We start from the raw sequence: 6,021 nt of genomic DNA, 5'->3' as shown, positions 1-6,021 counted from the left end.
AACGCCCGGTCCCATTCCGAACCCGGAAGCTAAGGCCACCTGCGCCGATGGTACTGCACTCGACAGGGTGTGGGAGAGTAGGACACCGCCGGACATTCATTCACGAAAGCCCTCTGACTACGGTCAGGGGGCTTTCGTCGTTTCCGGGCCAAATTCAGCCGCCGGCAACGGCCGGAATAATCATCACCTCGGTCCCTTTCTGGACCGCAGTCTCCTGGCCGTCGAGAGTCCGGCATTCGTCACCGTCGACATAGAAGTTCACATACCGGCGCAGCACTCCGCGTTCATCGCGCAAGCGCCGTTCCAGCCCCGGATACTGCTCGCGCAGCAGATCGAGCACCTGGCGGAGGTCCGCCCCGTCGATGTCGAGTTCCCTTGCGCCGTCGACGTATGTGCGAAGCACCGACGGCAGACAGACGCGCGCCACGGCCCTTATCCGATCACCGCGGCGCGCACACAGAGCACGTCCGGCAGCTTGTCGGCCACCAGCTGCCAGTGGTCGCCTTCGTCCGCACTGCAGTACACCTCGCCGTTGCGAGTGCCGAAATAGATGCCGGTCGGGTCGGCATCGTCGGCGCACATGGCATCACGCATCACCGCCGCCCAGAACGGCACCTCCGGCAGCCCATCGCTGAGCGCCGACCAGGTCTGCCCGCCGTCCTCGCTGCGGTACACGGCGCACTTGGCGTCTGGCGGAAATCGAAAGCGATCCATGTCCGCGACCAGTGGGAACGTGTAGATCACGCCTGGCCGCCGAGGATGCGCGACGATGGGGAACCCGAAATTCGACGGCGGCAGTCCACCATCAATCGACTGCCAGCGCTCCCCGGCGTCGGTACTACGGAACACCCCACCGTGGTTCTGCAGGTACATCGTGTCGGGATCCGCGGCATCGAGCGCCACCTTGTGCACGCACTGTCCCCATTCCGGTAACTCTCCCGGCATGAAGTCCGCTGTGACCCCCTTGTTCGTGGGTCGCCACGATTCCCCGCCGTCGGTGGTCTGGTACACCCCACCGGTCGACATCGCGACAGCCATTCGCCGGGTATCCGCAGGATGCGGAAGGATCGTGTGCAGTGCGAGTCCGCCGCCACCTGGCTGCCACTGCGTCCGATGCGGGTGGTCCCACAATCCGCGCACCAACTCGAAACTGCGCCCGCCGTCCTCGGAACGGAACAACGCCGAGGGCTCGACGCCCGCATACACCACATCCGGCTCCGCCTCGGTCGCCGGCTTGATCTGCCAAACCCCTTGCAGCGCAGCATCTGTGTCGTCGGGAAACGCCAGCGGCGCGTCGTCCGGCTCACTCCACGTCTGTCCTAGATCGTCGCTGACCACCATCGTCGGACCGAAGTGACTGTTCAACACCCCCGCCAGCACTCGCGGCGTCCCCGATCGCGTGTCGATCGCCAACGCCTTCACATCGGCAACCGGAAACTGCGGCGGCGACACCTCCCAGGTCTTGCGCCCGTCCCGGCTCCGTGCCAGAAACAGCCCCTTACGAGTCCCTATCCCGAGCAACACGTCCATCGCAGACCTCCAGGTGGTCACCGCAACGCTGACGAATCCCGACGTTACTCCTCGACACCGACAACCCGAAGAGATCGCGTAGAGCGGTCCGGATTGCTCTTCGAGTGTTCCGACCCGCACCGCCGGAGGTGATACGCGACACGCTCACCTGCCCGATTGTGCCCTCGAGCGGGGCGAATGATTGTCGGCATCGATTCGATCGATTCGCGCACCGGCTGGTCGGCTGACAGGATCAGCCTCGCAATATGGGCCAGGTGGCTGCATTCGCCGAATGGCTCGCACTCCGGCCCGGGTAGAGATGTGGTCGGAAAGGAACGCCGGGGTTGACGACGGATGCGCGAGCTGAAGTGGGGAACTTCCTTCTGGGAGACCGGTTCGCCTGTCTGGCGGGTCGCTCCGCCTGGCGCCAGGGCGGAATCACCCATTGCCACTACGACGTGCTCGGCGGCGAAGAATCCGCCCGCCTGATGGCCACCGACCTGGCGGAGTTCGTCGGCGCCGCGGACTGGAGCTCACGAAAGTTCACCAGCTTCATCGCCACCTTCGAACAGCCCCGCGGCGTCGACGAACTCCGCTTCGAAGAACTCCTGTGGCAGCACCTGCAACTCCTCCACGAGGCCGACGCGCAACGCTTCGCCTGGGCGGACGGCTGCTCCTCCGACCCCCAATCCGAAGAATTCAAATACAGCGTCGCCGGCCACAAATTCTTCGTTATCGGCCTCCACGAAACCCACCGCCGCCTCGGCCGCCGCCCACCCTTTCCCATGCTGGCCTTCAACTCCCACGACCAGTTCGCCCGCATCAAGGCCGACGGCATGTGGGACCGCCTGGCCGACAAGATCCGCAAGCAGGACATCGTGCTCCAGGGCGACATCAACCCGAACCTCATGGAGTACGAAACCCTCTCCGAAGCCCGCCGCTACTCCGGCCGCCCCAAGCCTGTCGACTGGCAATGCCCGTTCAGCGCTCGTCCAGCGCTGGAAGGTGCAGAGGCTCAGCCCGCCTGAAAATGCCTGACTGCGCGATTACCCCGCCGACTATTGTGCGAGCGTGACCGCCACCCTGCTGTTCTGCTGTGACCCGCTGAGCTCGCGAAGGGTCGACGACCACTTCGCCGAGCAGGCGGAGAGCGCACGAGCCGCAGGTGCAGCTGTCGCGCTGCTGGACCACGACGCGCTGCTGACCGGGGATATCCATGCTGCCGTCCGCCGTGTGGCCAGAGACAGCGGAGAGCTGTGGTATCGGGGCTGGATGATTCCGGCGCAGCGATATCGCGAACTGGCCCAGGCGCTTTCATCCCGCGGCTGCAGCCTGGCCGTCTCGCCGGACGAGTACGCCTCAGCCCACGAACTGCCTGGTTGGTATCCCTCGTTCGAGGAGTTGACGCCGCGAACTGTCTGGTCGGCGTCAAGCCCCGGCGAGATCCCCGATGAATCGGCGCTCGCACAGTTGGTCGCGCCGCTCAGGGACGGCGCGGGGATCGTCAAGGACTATGTGAAGTCACGCAAGCACGAGTGGGACACCGCCTGCTTCATTCCCGACCTGCGGGATTCCGAGAACCTGCGACGGGTCGTCGAAAAATTCGTATAACTGCAGGGAGATTTCTTGTCAGGCGGACTCGTGGTGCGAGAATTCGAAGACTTCACCGACACGGCGGGCGGCCCCGCATCGGAGGCCCGAGTCTGGTGGCTCGACGCCGAACCCATCCTCATCGGCCCGCACCCGGACAACCCAGCAGTCCACGTCGAACCGGACCTGACCGCAATAGCGCCGACGGTCTCCCGCTTCGGCCGCCGCTTCATCACCACCGACGTCGCCCGTCGCGTCGACGGGGTGTGGCGGGTGATCGAAGTAGGCGACGCCCAGGTCAGCGACCTCCCCTCAACCGTCGACCCCGCCGTGCTGATCGGCCCGCTCGTCAACCGTCGACACGATCTGCCCGTTTTCAACTCCCGTCCAGCCCGCCTGACACCGTCAAAGTTCACATGCGGCGGCGCGACGGGTTGATCGAGGTGAGCCAGGACGGCAACGGTTCACGGGCGGCGAGCCACGCCTGGGGTACTCCGTTCGCGGTACCGGTTCCGGTATACGCGGCGACGATCCCTCCGGTAATGGCGCAGGTCGTGTCGATATCGCCGTCCGCTTCGATGCAAGCGGCGACAGCAGCCGGGTAGTCGTCCAAATACGTTGCGGCGGACCACAAGGTGAAGGGCACCGTGTCCTGCGCCTTCACCCGGGATCCGTTGCCCAGTTCGTGCGCGGCTTCCGCGACGGTCGCGCCGAGCAGGTCACGAGCGCGGTAGACACCTCGTGTCGTCTCGCCCGGTTCGAGACGCTCGAGGACAGCGGTGAGGAATTCTGTTGCAGCGGGCCGAATTCGGGTGCGGCGGGCATGAGCGGCCTGCCCCGCCGCGACAGCCACGGCGACCGCGCCGAGTACTCCGTCGGGGTGCATGTGAGTTACCTGTGCCGACCGGACCGCTTCGGTGACAGCCCGTTGCGGATCGTCCCAGTAGTAGGCGCCCAGCGGGGGGACCCGCATAGCCGCGCCGTTGCCGCAGGAACCCTGACCCTCGAACGTAGCCGTGGCCGTTTCTCGCCAGCGCGCACCGTTGCGGATACGACGAAGCGTGGTGACTGTTGCATGCCCGTAGTCGCGTTCCGGAGAGAATCGGCGCGCGAACTCGATGGCCAGACGATCCTGGTCGACGTGCTCGTGGCGGCGTAGTTCGGCGACCAGACCGCAGGCCATCTCGGTGTCATCTGTCCAATCCCACTGCCCCCTCGGCGGCCTACCCGACCGAAGATCAGAGAGTGACCTCCCCATGATGAAGAACTGCGCCCCCAGCGCATCGCCGACAGAGAGCCCGTCGAGCGAATCGAGCATCAGTGCCACACGGTCAGCGGCGGTATTCGGCCGCCATCTCCATCTCATCACGGAATCATCGTGTCAGTGGTTGATCGGGTTGCCGATGGGGTCGAACAGGGCAACCATCCAGGGCGAGTCAGAGAGCTTCGTTTCCGCCGAGCTGTCGCCGGTACGGGTCTCCGTCCCGCTTGTCCGATCCGGAAGCGGTCTGTTTTGCGTCTGTATAAGTGAAAGGACCTGGGCGAAGTGGCTTCGGTGCAGATCGGTAAGGGGAAGGCATGTCCAATCTCGATGAACGGATGAGACTGGCGGTCGAGTGGTTCGAGCGTTACCAATTCTCCGATGGGGCGGGTGGGGCCGGGTGGGGCTGGATTCACGACGTACCGCCGAATCCACAGAACACGGCCGAGGTGGTGTGCGCGTTGACCGCGGCGGGGATCCCGGTGCCGCGGGCCGACGAAGTGCTGCATCTGGTGCGCAGGCAACGGATCGTGCCGCCGACTGCGGGGGCTGGCGAATTCACCGGGCCGATCGACATCGCGTGGCAGTTGCGGGCGATGAGTTGCCTCGGGGTGCCGGACACGGATCCTGATGTGGCCGAATGCATTCGGAGGTTGCTCGAGGAGCAGGACGCGGAATCGGGTGGGTACAGGATGTCGGGGTGGATCGGTCCGGTGTCGCTCACCGCGACGTCCGCCGCGATGCACGCCCTCGCACCTTATGCGGCGGCAAACGAAGAGGTCGCCAAGGCCACGCTGCGTGGGGTCACGTTCCTGGCGTTGACGATGCTGTCCGACGATGTCCGCGCCGAACCTCTGTACACCGCAGCGCACATCGTGTCGGTGCTGGCGCGCCCCGAATACGCGTCGGTCGGCGGTAAACGGGCGCGGCGGGCGTCGGAACTGGCGATCGAACGCATCCTCGACGCGTTGGCCGACGGCCGGAATTGCAACGGTGACGAGTACTTTCTGCGTGGCGACATCGCGCATACGTGGCGTCATCTCGGCCTGCACTCGGCGGTGGGCGCCCTGCTCGTCGCGGACGGCAAGCTGATCTTCCATCCAGCGGTGCGCACCGCACTCACCTCGCTGTTCGAATTGCAGGAGACATCGGTACGGCTCCCGAGCCGTGGCGGGTTCAGGACTTCGAGCGAGGGTTTCGTCACCGCGTACTCGACGACATCAGCCGTCGAGGCTATGGTGCACGCCCGGGCGGCTGTCGGCGAAACAGCCAACCCCGGAAAGATTTTCGACCTGATCTGTCGAGCCGACGGCGCGCACCACAGCGACGGTCAGGTGCTGGCGAAATTGGGACGGCAGCGGCTGATCATGAACAGCTTTGCCGGCTTCGCGGTGTTCCTGTTGGCGCTGACAGCGGGGTTGACCATTGTGGCCCACGGTGCAGAGTTGAATGCGAGGTACGAGAATCCGGATTGGCCGGTAAAGCTGGCAGCGAGGGCGCTCGTGATCTGGGGGACAACCGTGATCGCGTTCGGCACCCTCACCTGGCTCACCAGCCGGTTTCCCAGTTCGTCGTCGCGCGTGGTTGCGGCGGCTGTCTTCGGAGGGTTCACTGCTGTAGTGCTGCCCATCGTGACCTATGCGATTTGACCGTAGCCCGGT

5 protein-coding genes, 1 rRNA gene and 1 pseudogene are annotated in these 6,021 nt (G+C 65.3%); 4 read left to right on the top strand and 3 right to left on the bottom strand.

The genetic code is table 11. The annotated features are described in order from the left end of the window. Positions 1–94, top strand: a 5S ribosomal RNA gene (gene rrf, locus AB0I19_RS26600); the annotation flags it as partial. Between the two features lie 60 nt (positions 95–154). Here rrf and AB0I19_RS26595 read toward each other — a convergent pair. Beyond that, positions 155–403, bottom strand: coding sequence for a MoaD/ThiS family protein (locus AB0I19_RS26595; RefSeq protein ID WP_357152202.1), 249 nt, complete (start codon positions 401–403; stop codon positions 155–157). A gap of 29 nt (positions 404–432) precedes the next feature. Next, positions 433–1,530: an exo-alpha-sialidase gene (locus tag AB0I19_RS26590; protein ID WP_357152199.1), complete on the bottom strand. Its 1,098-nt coding sequence runs from the start codon at positions 1,528–1,530 to the stop codon at positions 433–435. Positions 1,531–1,853: 323 nt separating this feature from the next. Between AB0I19_RS26590 and gntA the strand changes: the two genes are divergently transcribed. Together gntA and AB0I19_RS26580 are read left to right on the top strand one after the other, a co-directional pair. Beyond that, a complete protein-coding gene (gene gntA, locus AB0I19_RS26585; protein ID WP_357152197.1) occupies positions 1,854–2,537 on the top strand; it encodes a guanitoxin biosynthesis heme-dependent pre-guanitoxin N-hydroxylase GntA in 684 nt (227 codons plus the stop codon). Positions 2,538–2,781: 244 nt separating this feature from the next. After that, positions 2,782–3,537: pseudogene (locus AB0I19_RS26580) on the top strand (ATP-grasp domain-containing protein). Here AB0I19_RS26580 and AB0I19_RS26575 read toward each other — a convergent pair. Then, a complete protein-coding gene (locus AB0I19_RS26575) occupies positions 3,512–4,465 on the bottom strand; it encodes an ADP-ribosylglycohydrolase family protein (RefSeq protein ID WP_357152194.1) in 954 nt (317 codons plus the stop codon). The pseudogene AB0I19_RS26580 and the gene AB0I19_RS26575 overlap by 26 nt on opposite strands. Before the next feature lie 212 nt (positions 4,466–4,677). Between AB0I19_RS26575 and AB0I19_RS26570 the strand changes: the two genes are divergently transcribed. Beyond that, positions 4,678–6,009, top strand: a complete 1,332-nt coding sequence (locus tag AB0I19_RS26570) for a hypothetical protein (RefSeq protein ID WP_357152191.1) — start codon at positions 4,678–4,680, stop codon at positions 6,007–6,009. Positions 6,010–6,021: the final 12 nt, after the last annotated feature.

Origin of the sequence: Nocardia sp. NPDC050413, from assembly GCF_040655475.1 — a bacterium.
In the GTDB taxonomy this organism is placed as follows: domain Bacteria; phylum Actinomycetota; class Actinomycetes; order Mycobacteriales; family Mycobacteriaceae; genus Nocardia; species Nocardia coubleae.
This window is presented reverse-complemented; position numbering and strand designations above follow the sequence as displayed.

Bases quoted from the DNA above. Each gene is read 5' to 3' on its own strand.
- AB0I19_RS26590 (WP_357152199.1), bottom strand. From the start codon at position 1,530: ATGGACGTGTTGCTCGGGATAGGGACTCGTAAGGGGCTGTTTCTGGCA.
- AB0I19_RS26570 (WP_357152191.1), top strand. From the start codon at position 4,678: ATGTCCAATCTCGATGAACGGATGAGACTGGCGGTCGAGTGGTTCGAG.
- AB0I19_RS26575 (WP_357152194.1), bottom strand. From the start codon at position 4,465: ATGAGATGGAGATGGCGGCCGAATACCGCCGCTGACCGTGTGGCACTG.